The sequence below is a fragment of the Pseudomonas sp. HR1 genome, assembly GCF_030175875.1.
Taxonomy (GTDB): domain Bacteria; phylum Pseudomonadota; class Gammaproteobacteria; order Pseudomonadales; family Pseudomonadaceae; genus Chryseomonas; species Chryseomonas oryzihabitans.
Window position 1 is genome coordinate 259,429 of sequence record NZ_JASNRF010000005.1, and the last position, 13,167, is coordinate 272,595.

General features: G+C 66.1%; 15 protein-coding genes. 10 read left to right on the forward strand and 5 right to left on the reverse strand.

Annotation, left to right across the window (positions count from 1 at the left end):
* Positions 1-150 precede the first annotated feature (150 nt).
* A complete protein-coding gene (locus QKY98_RS18965; protein WP_027598462.1) occupies positions 151-1,704 on the forward strand; it encodes a TerC family protein in 1,554 nt (517 codons plus the stop codon).
* Between the two features lie 153 nt (positions 1,705-1,857).
* Here QKY98_RS18965 and mscL read toward each other — a convergent pair whose 3' ends face one another.
* The gene (mscL, locus tag QKY98_RS18970) at positions 1,858-2,307 is read right to left on the reverse strand and encodes a large-conductance mechanosensitive channel protein MscL (protein WP_042136748.1); all 450 of its coding nucleotides are present in this window, start codon (positions 2,305-2,307) and stop codon (positions 1,858-1,860) included.
* A 226-nt stretch (positions 2,308-2,533) separates the two neighbouring features.
* Between mscL and QKY98_RS18975 the strand changes: the two genes are divergently transcribed.
* The 5 genes from QKY98_RS18975 to QKY98_RS18995 all read left to right on the forward strand — a co-directional run bounded on the left by QKY98_RS18975 (position 2,534) and on the right by QKY98_RS18995 (position 5,773).
* Entirely contained in the window at positions 2,534-2,773 is a 240-nt protein-coding gene (locus QKY98_RS18975) for an HP1242/YdcH family protein (protein WP_007162691.1), read from the forward strand.
* A 94-nt stretch (positions 2,774-2,867) separates the two neighbouring features.
* Positions 2,868-3,077, forward strand: a complete 210-nt coding sequence (locus QKY98_RS18980) for a hypothetical protein (RefSeq protein WP_007162690.1) — start codon at positions 2,868-2,870, stop codon at positions 3,075-3,077.
* A gap of 148 nt (positions 3,078-3,225) precedes the next feature.
* Positions 3,226-3,495: a PA2433 domain-containing protein gene (locus QKY98_RS18985; protein ID WP_007162689.1), complete on the forward strand. Its 270-nt coding sequence runs from the start codon at positions 3,226-3,228 to the stop codon at positions 3,493-3,495.
* Between the two features lie 119 nt (positions 3,496-3,614).
* On the forward strand, positions 3,615-4,976 hold the full coding sequence (radA, locus tag QKY98_RS18990) for a DNA repair protein RadA (RefSeq protein WP_027598463.1): 1,362 nt from the start codon (positions 3,615-3,617) through the stop codon (positions 4,974-4,976).
* 86 nt (positions 4,977-5,062) lie between these two features.
* Positions 5,063-5,773, forward strand: coding sequence for a copper resistance protein B (locus QKY98_RS18995; RefSeq protein ID WP_042136750.1), 711 nt, complete (start codon positions 5,063-5,065; stop codon positions 5,771-5,773).
* Between the two features lie 411 nt (positions 5,774-6,184).
* Here the strand turns inward: QKY98_RS18995 and QKY98_RS19000 are convergent, their stop codons facing one another.
* The 3 genes from QKY98_RS19000 to QKY98_RS19010 all read right to left on the reverse strand — a co-directional run bounded on the left by QKY98_RS19000 (position 6,185) and on the right by QKY98_RS19010 (position 8,706).
* Positions 6,185-6,550 carry a PilZ domain-containing protein gene (locus QKY98_RS19000; RefSeq protein ID WP_144956115.1) on the reverse strand — a complete coding sequence of 122 codons (366 nt, stop codon included), beginning with the start codon at positions 6,548-6,550 and terminating at the stop codon, positions 6,185-6,187.
* Between the two features lie 147 nt (positions 6,551-6,697).
* Entirely contained in the window at positions 6,698-7,336 is a 639-nt protein-coding gene (locus QKY98_RS19005; RefSeq protein WP_027602973.1) for a response regulator, read from the reverse strand.
* Positions 7,333-8,706, reverse strand: coding sequence for a cache domain-containing protein (locus QKY98_RS19010; RefSeq protein WP_042136754.1), 1,374 nt, complete (start codon positions 8,704-8,706; stop codon positions 7,333-7,335). Before QKY98_RS19010 ends, QKY98_RS19005 begins: the two co-directional genes overlap by 4 nt.
* A 165-nt stretch (positions 8,707-8,871) precedes the next feature.
* Here QKY98_RS19010 and QKY98_RS19015 point away from each other — a divergent pair, with 165 nt between their 5' ends.
* The 4 genes from QKY98_RS19015 (at position 8,872) to QKY98_RS19030 (ending at position 12,585) form a co-directional block, all read left to right on the forward strand.
* Positions 8,872-10,929, forward strand: a complete 2,058-nt coding sequence (locus tag QKY98_RS19015; RefSeq protein ID WP_284671398.1) for a carbon starvation CstA family protein — start codon at positions 8,872-8,874, stop codon at positions 10,927-10,929.
* Positions 10,930-10,941: 12 nt separating this feature from the next.
* On the forward strand, positions 10,942-11,145 hold the full coding sequence (locus tag QKY98_RS19020; protein ID WP_007162682.1) for a YbdD/YjiX family protein: 204 nt from the start codon (positions 10,942-10,944) through the stop codon (positions 11,143-11,145).
* A 57-nt stretch (positions 11,146-11,202) separates the two neighbouring features.
* Positions 11,203-12,195, forward strand: coding sequence for a GTPase (yjiA, locus tag QKY98_RS19025; RefSeq protein WP_027602976.1), 993 nt, complete (start codon positions 11,203-11,205; stop codon positions 12,193-12,195).
* Between the two features lie 210 nt (positions 12,196-12,405).
* On the forward strand, positions 12,406-12,585 hold the full coding sequence (locus QKY98_RS19030) for a hypothetical protein (RefSeq protein WP_042136758.1): 180 nt from the start codon (positions 12,406-12,408) through the stop codon (positions 12,583-12,585).
* Here QKY98_RS19030 and QKY98_RS19035 read toward each other — a convergent pair.
* The gene (locus QKY98_RS19035; RefSeq protein ID WP_044341909.1) at positions 12,582-13,058 is read right to left on the reverse strand and encodes a DciA family protein; all 477 of its coding nucleotides are present in this window, start codon (positions 13,056-13,058) and stop codon (positions 12,582-12,584) included. The genes QKY98_RS19030 and QKY98_RS19035 overlap by 4 nt on opposite strands.
* Between the last annotated feature and the right edge of the window lie 109 nt (positions 13,059-13,167).

A 13,167-nucleotide genomic window follows, 5' to 3' on the forward strand; every position in this document is an offset into this window, starting at 1 on the left:
GATCGGAATTTCCAAGGCTACTTTCCGAGTCCCGATGAGCAGTGACAGATCCGAGCCGCCCCCGGCCCCCAGGCCAGGTGCGGCTGACACCCCCTACCGTCTTTCTTCCTCCGCGGCCGTTCGGCCCTCTATCGCGGAGGCATCCCGCTAATGGAATGGATCGCCGATCCCACCGCCTGGTTGGGACTCCTCACCCTGATCGTCCTGGAAATCGTCCTGGGCATCGACAACCTGGTGTTCATCGCCATCCTCGCCGACAAGCTGCCGCCCGCGCAGCGTGACAAGGCACGGGTGATCGGCCTGTCGCTGGCGCTGATTATGCGTCTGGGCCTCTTGGCCAGCATCTCCTGGATGGTGACCCTCACCGAGCCGCTGTTCGAGGTCTTCGGCAAGGCCTTCTCCGGCCGTGACCTCATCATGCTGTTCGGCGGTATCTTCCTGCTGTTCAAGGCCACCACCGAGTTGCACGAACGCATCGAGGGCCACACCCACAAGACCGGTGGCAATCGCGCCTACGCGGCCTTCTGGCCGGTGGTCGCGCAGATCGTGGTGCTTGACGCCGTGTTCTCGCTGGACGCCGTCATCACCGCCGTAGGCATGGTCGAGCACCTGAGCGTGATGATGATCGCCGTGATCATCTCCATCGGTCTGATGCTGGTGGCGAGCAAGCCGTTGACCGCCTTCGTCAACGCCCACCCCACGGTGATCATGCTGTGCCTGGGCTTCCTGATGATGATCGGTCTGAGCCTGACCGCCGAAGGCCTGGGCTTCCACATTCCCAAGGGCTACCTCTATGCCGCCATCGGCTTCTCGATCCTCATCGAGCTGGCCAACCAGGTGGTGCGCTGGAAGCGCAAGCGCCAGTTGCACGAGCGGCTCGGCATGCGCGAGCGGACCTCCCAGGCCGTGCTGCGGCTGCTGGGCGGTCGCCTGCGCGAAGACGAGGTGGACGAGGACATCGCCGAGCTGATGGAAGGCGAGAAGGGCGAAGGCCCGGTCTTCGATCGCCGCGAGCGCCTGATGATCAGCGGCGTGCTGCAACTGGGCGAGCGCCCGGTGCGCACGGTGATGACCGCCCGCGCCGACGTCGACATCCTCGATGCCGACGCCGCCCCGGAACGGCTGCGCGAGCAATTGCTGGCCTCGGCCCACTCGCGCCTGCCGCTGGTGGTCAACGGCAACATCGACGAACCCCTGGGCTATGTGCACAAGAAGGAGCTGTTCGCCGACATCCTGCAAGGCCAGTCGCCGGATCTGCGTGCCCGGGTGCGCACCCCCATCCACCTGCCGGCCCAGGCCACGGTACTGGGCGCTCTGGAACAGCTGCGCGCCGCCTCGACCCACGTGGCCTTCGTGGTCAATGAATTCGGTGGTTTCGAAGGCCTGTTGACCCTGACCGACATCCTCGAGGCCATCGCCGGCGAATTGCCGGATGCCAGCGAGGAGAGCCTGCCGGAACTGGAAAAGGTGGAGAACGGCTATCGCGCCAGCGGCGGCCTGAACCTGCATCCCCTGGCCCAGCGCACCGGTTTCCAGATCGCCGAAAACGAGGACTACCAGACCCTCGGCGGCCTGGTGGTGGACCTGCTGGGACGCCTGCCGGTGGCCGGTGATCGCCTGGAATACCAGGGCTGGCAGTTGACCGTGGAATCGGTCAAGGATCGGCGGATCGGCTGGATCCGCCTGGAGCGGCCCGCCTCCTAGCGAGGCGGGCGTTCTGTAAGCCTGTTCAAAGGCTGCGAGCTAGAGTCAAACAAGGCGAAAATGGCTGAGGAAGCGGAGTTTACAAGTGGTAAATGAGCATTCCGAAGCCATTTTCAACGCAGGTTGGCCGACGCGCAGCCGCCTTTGAAAGGCTTACAGCGGGTTGACCGGCGGTTCCTGCTTCACCACGGGAACCTCGGTCGCCTTGCTGTTCTGCTCCTTGAGCAGGTCGCGGATCTCGGTCAGCAGCACCTGGTCCTTGGTCGGACCGGCCGGGGCGGCATCCTGATGCAGGCGCAGGCGGTTGAGCACCTTGATCGCCATGAAGATGGCGAAGGCGATGATCACGAAGTCGAAGATGGTCTGCAGGAACTTGCCGTAGGACATGACCACGGCTGGCTGGTCACCCACGGCGGCCCTCAGGGTGATCGCCAGTTGCGAGAAATCCACACCCCCCAGCAACAGGCCGAGCGGCGGCGTGATGATGTCGGCCACGAAGGACGACACGATCTTGCCGAAAGCCGCGCCCAGGATGATGCCGACCGCCAGGTCGACCACGTTGCCTCTCATGGCGAATTTCTTGAACTCGGCAATGATGCTCATGCTGCACTCCTTTGGATGGTTTCGAAGAGACGATAGACGATTGTGCTCGCTTCGCTCGGGTTTGGAACCCTGCTAACGGTCTCCAGGTTCCCCGGAAGCGGCAAATCGCCGCGCGATCGGCAACTGGTCGCGGCTGTCGCACTTTGTCGAAGGGGCCGGGTCCACCCTTGTACGCCGAGGGCAGCAACCCTCGCGACCTCCACCTCTCGTCCCCAAGGAGCCCCTGATGGTTGCCAAACACGACCTGCACAAAGACTTTCCCGAGTACGCCGAGCAGCTGGACAGCCGTCCGCAGACCGATGCGGCCTTCGCCAAGCTGCTGGAAGACTATGCGAAGCTCGACCAGCAGATCCTCGATCTGGAGGAAGTGGAAGAATCCAGTGGCGACGAGGAACTGGGTCGCCTGCGCCGCGAGCGCGTCCTGCTCAAGGACAAGATCGCTCAGCAGCTGAAATACCCGTCCTAGCCGTACCGGGCTCGACCGGCAGCGTCGAGCCCTGCCTGGCGCGATTGGCAAGAGCCGCTGGCGTTGCCATCATGGCCTCCCAGGAGAGGAGCCGATGACCGACGAAGTGGCGATGTACCAGCAGTGGCACCTGTGGATCACCGAGGCGGCCGTGGAAGCCCAGCGCCGTCGCGTGCAGCTCGAATTCGCCGAATACAGCCGGTTGCTGGCCGACCTGCAACTGCTCGAACAGCAGCGCTGGCAACAGGCGTTGCCCGTCTGGTTGCGTGGCGAGGCGGAAATGGTGTCGACGCTCAAGCACTAGCGGCTGATCGGCGAACCCCCTGCAGAGCCTGATGACAGCGCGATGAACGACCAGCGGTGCCCGGCGGTCAATGGGTTACCCCAGGCTACTTTCGCGGGGTGAGCGAGGTTTATCCGGCCTACCTGGCCCTCTCAACGAGGATGTCCCCATGAAGCGTACCGCCCTGATCGCCCTGATGATGTTTGCCGCCGCCCCCGTATTCGCCAAGGATCTGTGCGCGGTCCAGCTGCAGAAGCTGGACGATGCCAGCAAGATGAAGACCAACATGATCGGCCCGGGCAGTTCCCAGGCCCAGCAGATCGCCGAATTCCGCAAGAACGCCATGGCTGCCCAGAAAGCCGGTGACGAGAAGAAGTGCATCGCGCAGGCCAACCAGGCCCTGACCATGCTGCGTCAGCCGGGTGGCGAGGGCAACTAAGGCCCAAGCCTGCCGTTCGAGAAAAGGCGCGCTCCCCCGCGGGAGTGCGCCTTTTTACTGTCTATGCATCCAGTCGTGTTATGCTGGAGGTCTTCCCTTCTCGACTGGAGAATTCCGCCATGGCCAAGGCCAAGCGTCTCTACGGCTGCACCGAATGCGGCGCCACCTTTCCCAAGTGGGCGGGCCAGTGCGGTGAGTGCGGCGCCTGGAACACCCTGGTGGAAACCGTCGTCGAGACCTCCGCTGTCCCTTCCGGACGCGCCGGCTGGGCCGGAGCCCAGGCGACCATCAAGACCCTGGCCGAGGTCAGCGTCGAGGAAACCCCGCGCTTCACCACCGATTCCACCGAACTCGACCGGGTGCTGGGTGGCGGCCTGGTGGATGGCTCCGTGGTGCTGATCGGCGGCGATCCCGGCATCGGCAAGTCCACCATCCTGCTGCAGACCCTCTGCCACCTGGCCGCGCGCATGCCGGCGCTCTATGTCACCGGCGAGGAATCCCAGCAGCAGGTGGCCATGCGTGCCCGCCGCCTGGGCCTGCCGGAAGACAAGCTCAAGGTCATGACCGAGACCTGCATCGAGTCCATCGTCGCCACCGCCCGCCAGGAAAAGCCGCGGGTCATGGTGATCGACTCCATCCAGACCATCTTCACCGAGCAGCTGCAGTCCGCGCCCGGCGGCGTGGCCCAGGTACGCGAGAGCGCAGCGCTGCTGGTGCGGTTCGCCAAGCAGACCGGCACCGCCATCTTCCTGGTGGGCCACGTCACCAAGGAAGGCGCCCTGGCCGGACCGCGGGTGCTGGAGCACATGGTCGACACCGTGCTCTATTTCGAGGGCGAATCCGACGGCCGCCTGCGCATGCTGAGAGCGGTCAAGAACCGCTTTGGCGCGGTCAACGAACTGGGCGTGTTCGGCATGACCGACAAGGGCCTCAAGGAGGTCTCCAACCCTTCGGCGATCTTTCTCAACCGGGCCCAGGAGGCGGTGGCCGGCAGCGTGGTCATGGCGACCTGGGAGGGCTCGCGGCCGATGCTGGTGGAGGTGCAGGCCCTGGTGGACACCAGTCACCTGGCCAATCCGCGGCGGGTCACCGTGGGCCTGGACCAGAATCGCCTGGCCATGCTGCTGGCGGTGCTGCACCGCCATGGCAGCATTCCCACCTACGATCAGGACGTCTTCATCAACGTGGTCGGCGGGGTCAAGGTGCTGGAGACGGCGGTGGACCTGGCGCTGATGTCGGCGGTGATCTCCAGCCTGAGGGACCGCGCCCTGCCGCACGACCTGCTGGTGTTCGGCGAGATCGGCCTGTCTGGTGAGATCCGCCCGGTGCCCAGTGGCCAGGAACGGCTCAAGGAGGCGGCCAAGCACGGCTTCAAGCGGGCCATCGTGCCCAAGGGTAATGCGCCCAAGGACCCGCCACCCGGCTTGCAGGTGGTCGCGGTGACGCGTCTGGAGCAGGCGCTGGATGCCCTGTTCGAATAGCCCTGGGCGGCTTTTGTAATATTTTTTAAAACTCTCGGCGGGGCAGGGTGGTCTATCAGGCGCTTCCATGACCCTGGATACCCGCCATGTCTCGTCTGCTCCCGCTTTCCGTATTCCTTGCCGGCTTCGCTACCAGTGCCCTGGTCCAGGCCGCCGATCCCAGCAGCTCCGCGCCGGCCAGTCTGGAGGTGGATCAGCTGGAGTGGCAGCACGCCGACGAAGGCAGCGTCTTCAACTGGGATCTGGAAGGCTGGGCCCTGGGCGGCGGCGCCAATCGCCTGGATTTTCGCAGCCAGGGCGAGCGTACCAACGGCCACACCGAGCAGGCCGAGGTGCAGGCGCTCTGGGGTCACGCCCTGGCCAAGGGCTGGGGCAGCGTGGCCGGCATCCGCCAGGATTTCAAACCCGGCTCGCCGCAGACCTGGGCAGCCCTGGGCATCCAGGAACACGATCCCGAGGATCTCGACATCGAGATCACCGCCTTCTTTGGCGAAAACAGCCAGACCGCCCTGCGCCTGGAAGCCGAATACGACTGGGCCCTGACCCAGCGGCTGATCCTCCAGCCCCACACCGAACTCAATTTCTACGGCCGCAACGACGAGTCCCGCGGCCAGGGCGCCGGTTTCGCCGAAAGCGAAGCCGGGCTGCGCCTGAGATACCAGGTGACCCCGGAGGTCGCGCCCTATGTCGGGGTGTCCTGGAACGCCACCCACGGCAACACCGCCGCCATGGCGCGGGAAGAGGGCGAAGACACCCACGACGCTCGCCTGGTGGTGGGTCTGCACCTGGAGTTCTAGGCCCGGTCCTACGGAAGACTTCGCCCTTCGCTTCGGACAGGCGCCCTCGCTCAGGGGGTAGGCAGAGGTGACCTGGCTGTTCTATCGCGGCCACGGGCCGCTCCTGCAGCGCTTTCCGTGTACCTATAGGAGCGATCGCTAAGGCGCACCGGCATGGCCGCGATAGAGATCAAGCAGAGCAGTAGCGTGGAAAACGGCGCAGCCTTTTCCACTGGGCCTTCGCGGCGAGGGACACCCTCACCCCAACCCTCTCCCGAGGGGAGAGGGGGCTATCCGTGCAGGTGTTCATCTCCATCGGCTTCAGGATCGCGATCAGCTGTCTGCCTACACCTGTAGGAGCACCCCGCGACCGCGATAAGCCGCAATCGGCACAGACGATAGAGCGCTAGCCAGTACCGTCGACCCCAAGACCTAGGGCGAACCCAGCGCCGCCAGTTCGCGTTCCAGCAGGGTTTCGTCGCCCAGGTTCAGCTCCACCAGGCGGCGCAGGTGGCTGATGGAATCCAGATCGATCTGGCGGCAGGCGAAGGCCAACTGCTCCGGGGTTTCCCGTACCAGCTCCACGTCCATGCTCACCTGGGCCTCGTCGTTCAGCAGGATGCGCAGCTGATAGGTCGCGCTCGGCTGGGCCGACCAGTCGGCAGGCCGCGCCAGCAGCACGCCCTTGAGCGAGATGTCGTCCACGGGCGCTGCCCACTGGCGCTCACCCTGGTGCAACTGGGCAGGGGCATCGAAGGTGAAGCGGGTAAAGCGGCGACGCTCGTTGGTGTCGTTCATGGAAGGGCTTCCTGAGGTTTCCTGATCACTGTAGACGACCGTGGCCGTCCCGTATCGACTGCGCCTGGAAGGGTAGCCGGCGGCGGCCGGTGGGGCCAGGACGAGAGGGCTCATTGGTCGCCAGGGGGCGAGCAGCGGCCCAATTCGTCAGACGTTGGAGGTGCCCTCCGGGCGCCAGCCGTACTCGCGCGCATGGCGGACCAGATCGGCCGGCTTCTGGATGTCCAGCTTGCGGCGGATGCTCAGGCGGTGGGTTTCCACCGTGCGCACGCTGAGCCCCAGCTGCTGGGCCATGGTCTTGTTGTTGAGGCCCTGGGCCATGAGCAGCAGCACCTGGCGCTCCCGCGGGGTGAGGTCGCCGTCACTGGTGCCCCCTTCGCCCAGGCGGGCGGCGATGGCGCTGCTGTAGAAGCGCCCGCCGACCGCCAGGGCTTCCACCGCGGCGATGATCTCCTCGGACGGCGCATCCTTGAGCACATAGCCGGCCGCGCCGACTCGCAACGAGGTGCTCACGTATTCGCGATTGTCGTACATGCTCAGGATCAGCACCCGGGCGCGCGGGGCACGCTCGGCGATCAGGGCGGTCAGCTCCAGGCCGTTGATGTCCTTGAGGCCGATGTCCACCAGCAGGATGTCCGGATCGAGCCGCGCCAGCAGGTCGAGGGCTTCCGCACCACTGCCGGCCTCGCCGACCACGACGAAGCGCTCGATGGTGCCCAGCAGCGCCCGCACCCCGGCGCGGACCAGGGCATGGTCGTCGACCAGGAGGATGCGGATGGGCGTCATGTCGGGCTTTCCTCGTCGGCCGGGAGGTCCGAGCGTAGCAGAACCACGTCCAGGGTCGTGCCGCCGGGGCCGGACTGGATGGCGCAGCGACCGCCGAACAGCTCCACCCGCTCGCGGATGTTGCGCAGGCCGATGCCGCCGCTGAGATGTTCCACCTGGCCGGTATCGAAGCCCCGACCGTCGTCGTGCACGGTCAGGCAGATCCAGCGCCCGCGCCGCTGCAGGTCGATGACGACCTTGCGCGCCGCCGCGTGGCGCTCGATGTTGGTCAGGGCCTCCTGGACGATGCGGAACAGGGCGACGTCCATGTCGCCGCCGGCGGTGCTGTCGTCCAGGGTCTGCCGATAGTCCACGTCCAGGCCGCTGCGCTGGCGGAATTCCTCCACCAGCTGCCCGAGCGCCGCGGGCAGGCCGAGGGTATCCAGCAGCGAAGGGTGCAGGTCGTGGGAGATGCGGCGGATCTCGCCGATGGCGGCGGCCAGGCGCTGGGTGCCTTCGCGCAGGGTCTCGCCGGCGCTGGGCTTGCCGGTCCCCAGTTCGCGGCTGGCCAGTTCGAACTGGAACTTGATGGACACCAGCAGCTGGCTGATGCCGTCGTGCAATTCCCGCGACAGCCGCGATCTTTCCTCTTCCTGGGAGGTGATGAGTCTCTGGGTCAGCTGCTTGAGCTTGCGATCGGCCAGGCGGTGCTCGCTGACGTTGAGCGTCAGGCCGCCGGCGAACACCAGCAGCACCGCCACCAGGGCCACCCCGGCGCTGGCCAGCAGGGTGGTGCGGATGCCAGCGGCCACGTCGTGGCGCACCTGGGCGAGGGCGGCGTCCACGTCGTCCAGATAGAGGCCGGTGCCCAGCACCCAGCCCCAGCGCTGCAGCTGGGTCACGTAGGCGAGCTTTTCCGCCATCTGGCCGCTGGAGGGCTTCTGCCAGCCATAGCGCTGGAAGCCGTCGCCCTGGCTGGCACTGCGCAGCAGCGCCTGGATCACCAGCAGGCCGTTGCCGTCGGTGAGTTGCCAGAGATCCTGGCCGACCAGCTCGGGCTGGCGCGGGTGCATGAGGTTGCGGCCATGCTGGTCGTAGACGAAGAAGTAGCCGTCGCTGCCGAAATTCAGGCTGGCCAGCAGCGCCAGTACCCTGGCCTTGGTCTCCTCGTCGTCGCGACCGCTGCCGTACAGCGGCTGGATGGCACTGACGCCCATCTCCACATAGTTGCGCAACTCGGTCTTCTTGCTGCCGAGGATGCTGTGTTCGAGTAGCCGTGCCTGCTGCTCGCCCAGGCGCTGGCTCTGTTCCAGGACCACCAGGCAGACCGCGGCCACCGCCAGCAGCAGCGGCAGCAGTCCGAGGGCGACCATCTTGTATTTGAGCTGCATCGGCACCTGTCCGGGCTGGCGGCTACGTAGAACTACGTAGCGGGCCTTGGGTAGTTCTGCGAATTTCGCTGTCGCGTCGAGCCGCCGATAGTAATATGGCTCCGCTGTGGGCTCTCACAATAACAAGTATCGCCGCGGCCACCGGTGCGCGGCAGGAGAACAAGCATGACCCGAATGGCCAGCCATCTTGCCTGGTTCGCCGTTGCCGTACTGGGCGCCTTCGCGCTGGGTACCGTGGCGCTGAGTCGAGGCGAAGCGATCAACGCCCTCTGGATCGTGGTCGCCGCCGTGGCGATCTACCTCGTTGCCTACCGCTACTACAGCCTGTTCATCGCCACCAAGGTGATGGGCCTGGACGCCAAAAGAGCCACGCCCGCCGTGCTCAACAACGACGGCCTGGACTACGTCCCCACCAACAAGCACATCCTCTTCGGCCACCACTTCGCCGCCATCGCCGGCGCCGGTCCGCTGGTGGGCCCGGTGCTCGCCGCCCAGATGGGCTATCTGCCCGGCACCCTCTGGCTGATCGCCGGGGTGGTCTTTGCCGGCGCGGTGCAGGACTTCATGATCCTGTTCCTCTCCACCCGCCGCAACGGCCGCTCTCTGGGCGACATGGTGCGCGAGGAGATGGGGCGCGTCCCCGGCACCATCGCCCTGTTCGGCTGCTTCCTGATCATGATCATCATCCTCGCGGTGCTGGCGCTGATCGTGGTCAAGGCCCTGGCCGAGAGCCCGTGGGGCATGTTCACCGTGATCGCCACCCTGCCGATCGCCATGTTCATGGGCGTCTACATGAGATACATCCGCCCCGGGCGCATCGGCGAGATCTCGCTGATCGGCGTGGTACTGCTGCTGGCCTCCATCTGGGTGGGTGGCCTGGTCGCCGCCGATCCGGTCTGGGGTCCGGCCTTCACCTTCACCGGCGTGCAGATCACCTGGATGCTGATCGGCTACGGCTTCGTTGCCGCCGTGCTGCCGGTCTGGCTGGTGCTGGCCCCGCGTGACTACCTGTCCACCTTCCTCAAGATCGGCACCATCATCGCCCTGGCCATCGGCATCCTGGTGACCATGCCGATGCTGAAGATGCCGGCCCTGACCCAGTTCGTCGACGGCACCGGTCCGGTGTGGAAGGGCACCCTGTTCCCCTTCCTGTTCATCACCATCGCCTGCGGCGCGGTGTCCGGCTTCCATGCCCTGATCAGCTCGGGCACCACCCCCAAGCTGATCGCCAAGGAAACCCATGCCCGCTACATCGGCTACGGCGCCATGCTGATGGAGTCCTTTGTCGCCATCATGGCCATGGTCGCCGCCTCGGTGATCGAGCCGGGCGTCTACTTCGCCATGAACAGCCCGGCCGCCGTGGTCGGCGCCGACGTGGTGTCGGTGGCCGCCAAGATCAGCACCTGGGGCTTCGTGGTGACGCCCGAGATGCTGCAGGCCACCGCCACCGAGATCGGCGAGCACACCATCCTGGCCCGTGCCGGTGGTGCGCCGACCCTGGCGGTGGGCATCGCCCAGATCATGCACAACGTGCTGCCGGGCGAGAACACCATGGCCTTCTGGTACCACTTCGCCATCCTGTTCGAGGCGCTGTTCATCCTGACTGCGGTGGACGCCGGCACCCGCGCCGGACGCTTCATGCTGCAGGACCTGCTGGGCAGCTTCGTACCGGCGCTGAAGCGCACCGACTCCTGGACTGCCAACGTCATCGGCACCGCCGGTTGCGTCGCCCTCTGGGGCTGGCTGCTGTACCAGGGCGTGGTCGATCCGCTGGGCGGCATCAACACCCTCTGGCCATTGTTCGGCATCTCCAACCAGATGCTCGCCGGTATCGCCCTGATGCTGGGCTCGGTGGTGCTGATCAAGATGAAGCGCCAGCGCTATGTCTGGGTGACCCTGGTGCCGGCGGTGTGGCTGCTGATCTGCACCACCACCGCCAGCCTGATCAAGCTGTTCGATTCGAATCCGGCGGTCGGCTTCCTGGCCCTGGCCAAGAAGTACAGCACCGCCATGGCCCAGGGCCAGGTGATCGCCCCGGCCAAGAGCATGGAGCAGATGCAGCACATCGTCTTCAACGCCTACACCAACGCCACCCTCTCGGTGCTGTTCCTGGTGGTGGTGATGAGCATCCTGTTCTTTTCCATCAAGGTCGGTCGCGCCGCCCTGGCCAAGCCCGAGCGCAGCGATCGCGAGACCCCGTTCCAGCCGGCCGCGGGCGTTTAAAGGAGAATCCCTATGTTCAATGACCTGGGTCGCATGGGTAAGTACCTGGGGCAGGCCGCCAAGATGCTGGTGGGCATGCCCGACTACGACACCTATGTCGAGCACATGCGCGGCAAGCACCCGGACCAGCCGGTGATGAGCTACGAAGCCTTCTTCCGCGAGCGCCAGGAAGCGCGTTACGGTGGCGGCAAGTCCGGCGCCATACGCTGCTGCTGACCCAGGGTCTCCTCCAGGCCGGGCCTCGAGCCCGGCCTCTTTCTGTCTGGAGTTGCCATGCACGAACCCATCCCCGTCACCGTCCTGACCGGCTTTCTCGGCGCCGGCAAGACCACCTTGCTCAAGCACATCCTGCAGGCCGAGCACGGCCTCAGGATCGCCGTGATCGAAAACGAATTCAGCGCCCTCGACGTCGACGGCGAATTGCTGGAAGACGCTGGCGCCGTACAACTGATGAAGGTCGCCAACGGCTGCGTCTGCTGCACCGGCAGCAAGGACCTGGCCTATGCCCTGACCGTGCTGCTGGAGCGGCTGGACAGCGGCGAACTGGATTTCGAGCGCCTGGTAGTGGAATGCACCGGTCTCGCCGATCCCGGTCCGGTGGCCCAGACCTTCTTTACCGACGACCTGCTGCGCGAGCGCTATCTGCTCGATGGGGTGCTGACCCTGGTGGACGCCGTCCACGCCAGCGAGCAACTTAGCGATCCGCTGCTGCAGGCGCAGATCGGTTTCGCCGACCGCCTGCTGCTGACCAAGCTCGACCTGGCCGAGCCGGCCGCCGTCGAGGCGCTGGAGAATCGCCTGCAGCGCATCAATCGCCGTGCGCCCATCCGCCATGTCGATCATGGCCGCATCGAGCTGGCCGAATTGCTGGACATCCGCGGTTTCAACCTGCACGACGAAGACCTGGCGCCGCCCACGCTGTTTCGCCCGCTGCGCCCGGTGTCGGAAGCCGTCAGCCTCACCGAGCGCATCCAGTCCATCGCCATCCGCGAGTCGCGCCCCTACGATCAGGACAAGATCGGCAAGGTCATGGAGATGCTGCTCGACACCCTCGGCTGCGACCTGCTGCGCTACAAGGGGCTGCTCAATATCGCCGGCGAGGAGCGCCGCCTGCTGTTCCAAGGCGTGCAGCAGATCTATGCCGCCGACTGGGAGCGTGACTGGCTGGCCGACGAGGAACGCGAGAGTCGCGTGGTGCTGATCGGCATGGACCTGCCGGAGGAGCGCATCCGCGCCGCCTTCGAGCGGGCGGTGGCACGCACCTGAGACGGGCTGGATCGTTAGCAACAAAATCAGGACGGATAGCGCCGCGGGGCGCAGAATCCCAGGGCGCCTTCGATACGGGCTTCAGCGATCCGGCGTCCGGCCATGCCTGAGCGCGGTGTCGGCGCCAATGGGGTGGCGGCAACCCGGTCGATGACGCCGGACGAGGCGTAGCGCCACCGAACGAAATATCCCTCACCGAGGACGCTCTGCATGCTCCTGCTATGGCAAGCCCTGGCCACCGGTGGCCTGATCCTGCTGGGCGCCTTGCTGATCGATCACCTGTTGCCGCACCGGGAGACACGCGCGCGCCGCTGGGCGCGGCGTATCGCCCTGGTCGTCATGGGCAGTCTGGCCGGCATCGCTGGACGGCTGTTAGTGGGCTGGCCCTAGGCGTTGTCGTCCGCGGCAGGCGCCTTGGGCGCGGCGCGACTGGCCAGGCGTTCCAGGGCCGCCTTGAGCTTGGGGTCGCGGATGCCGGCGGCCACGTCGCGCAGGCTGTCGGCGCCCACCTGACTGACCTGGCGCACCGGTCGGACCCGGGTGGCGACGCCGGGACTCGGCTGCATCTTGAATTGCAGGCGCATCAGGCCGGCGAATTCCGGCGCCTGCTGCAGCAGTCTGAGCAGGCGGCGCTGCTGGTAGCGCAGTCGTGTCGCCCAGTGGGCATCGTTGACCACCAGCAGCAGGGTGCCCTCGCGCCAGCTGGCCACCCGGCAGTGGGGGCGGGCAGCCGGTTGCAGCTGTTCTTCCAGCAACTGTTGCAGGCGCCCCAGTCGCTCGGCTTCGCGAAACAGCGACTTGAGCGGTTTGGCCTGGCGCAGCAGGGCAGCGGGAGCGACGGCGGAGAGAGGGCGAAAGGCCATGCGCAGGACTCGCGATGGGCGAAGAGAAGACGCCGATGGTAACAGATCGCTCTGGCGTCCTGGCGGCTGGGGGCCCGTCGTTCTTTCCTCATCGGCATTTCCGAGTAGA

Excerpts from the sequence above, each read along its gene's own strand:
- QKY98_RS19020 (WP_007162682.1), top strand. The coding sequence starts at position 10,942 with ATGTTCAATGACCTGGGTCGCATGGGTAAGTACCTGGGGCAGGCCGCC.
- mscL (WP_042136748.1), bottom strand. The coding sequence starts at position 2,307 with ATGAGCATCATTGCCGAGTTCAAGAAATTCGCCATGAGAGGCAACGTG.
- radA (WP_027598463.1), top strand. The coding sequence starts at position 3,615 with ATGGCCAAGGCCAAGCGTCTCTACGGCTGCACCGAATGCGGCGCCACC.
- QKY98_RS19035 (WP_044341909.1), bottom strand. The coding sequence starts at position 13,058 with ATGGCCTTTCGCCCTCTCTCCGCCGTCGCTCCCGCTGCCCTGCTGCGC.
- QKY98_RS19015 (WP_284671398.1), top strand. The coding sequence starts at position 8,872 with ATGACCCGAATGGCCAGCCATCTTGCCTGGTTCGCCGTTGCCGTACTG.
- QKY98_RS18995 (WP_042136750.1), top strand. The coding sequence starts at position 5,063 with ATGTCTCGTCTGCTCCCGCTTTCCGTATTCCTTGCCGGCTTCGCTACC.
- QKY98_RS19005 (WP_027602973.1), bottom strand. The coding sequence starts at position 7,336 with ATGACGCCCATCCGCATCCTCCTGGTCGACGACCATGCCCTGGTCCGC.
- QKY98_RS19000 (WP_144956115.1), bottom strand. The coding sequence starts at position 6,550 with ATGAACGACACCAACGAGCGTCGCCGCTTTACCCGCTTCACCTTCGAT.
- QKY98_RS19010 (WP_042136754.1), bottom strand. The coding sequence starts at position 8,706 with ATGCAGCTCAAATACAAGATGGTCGCCCTCGGACTGCTGCCGCTGCTG.
- QKY98_RS18975 (WP_007162691.1), top strand. The coding sequence starts at position 2,534 with ATGGTTGCCAAACACGACCTGCACAAAGACTTTCCCGAGTACGCCGAG.
- QKY98_RS18985 (WP_007162689.1), top strand. The coding sequence starts at position 3,226 with ATGAAGCGTACCGCCCTGATCGCCCTGATGATGTTTGCCGCCGCCCCC.
- yjiA (WP_027602976.1), top strand. The coding sequence starts at position 11,203 with ATGCACGAACCCATCCCCGTCACCGTCCTGACCGGCTTTCTCGGCGCC.
- QKY98_RS18980 (WP_007162690.1), top strand. The coding sequence starts at position 2,868 with ATGACCGACGAAGTGGCGATGTACCAGCAGTGGCACCTGTGGATCACC.
- QKY98_RS18965 (WP_027598462.1), top strand. The coding sequence starts at position 151 with ATGGAATGGATCGCCGATCCCACCGCCTGGTTGGGACTCCTCACCCTG.
- QKY98_RS19030 (WP_042136758.1), top strand. The coding sequence starts at position 12,406 with ATGCTCCTGCTATGGCAAGCCCTGGCCACCGGTGGCCTGATCCTGCTG.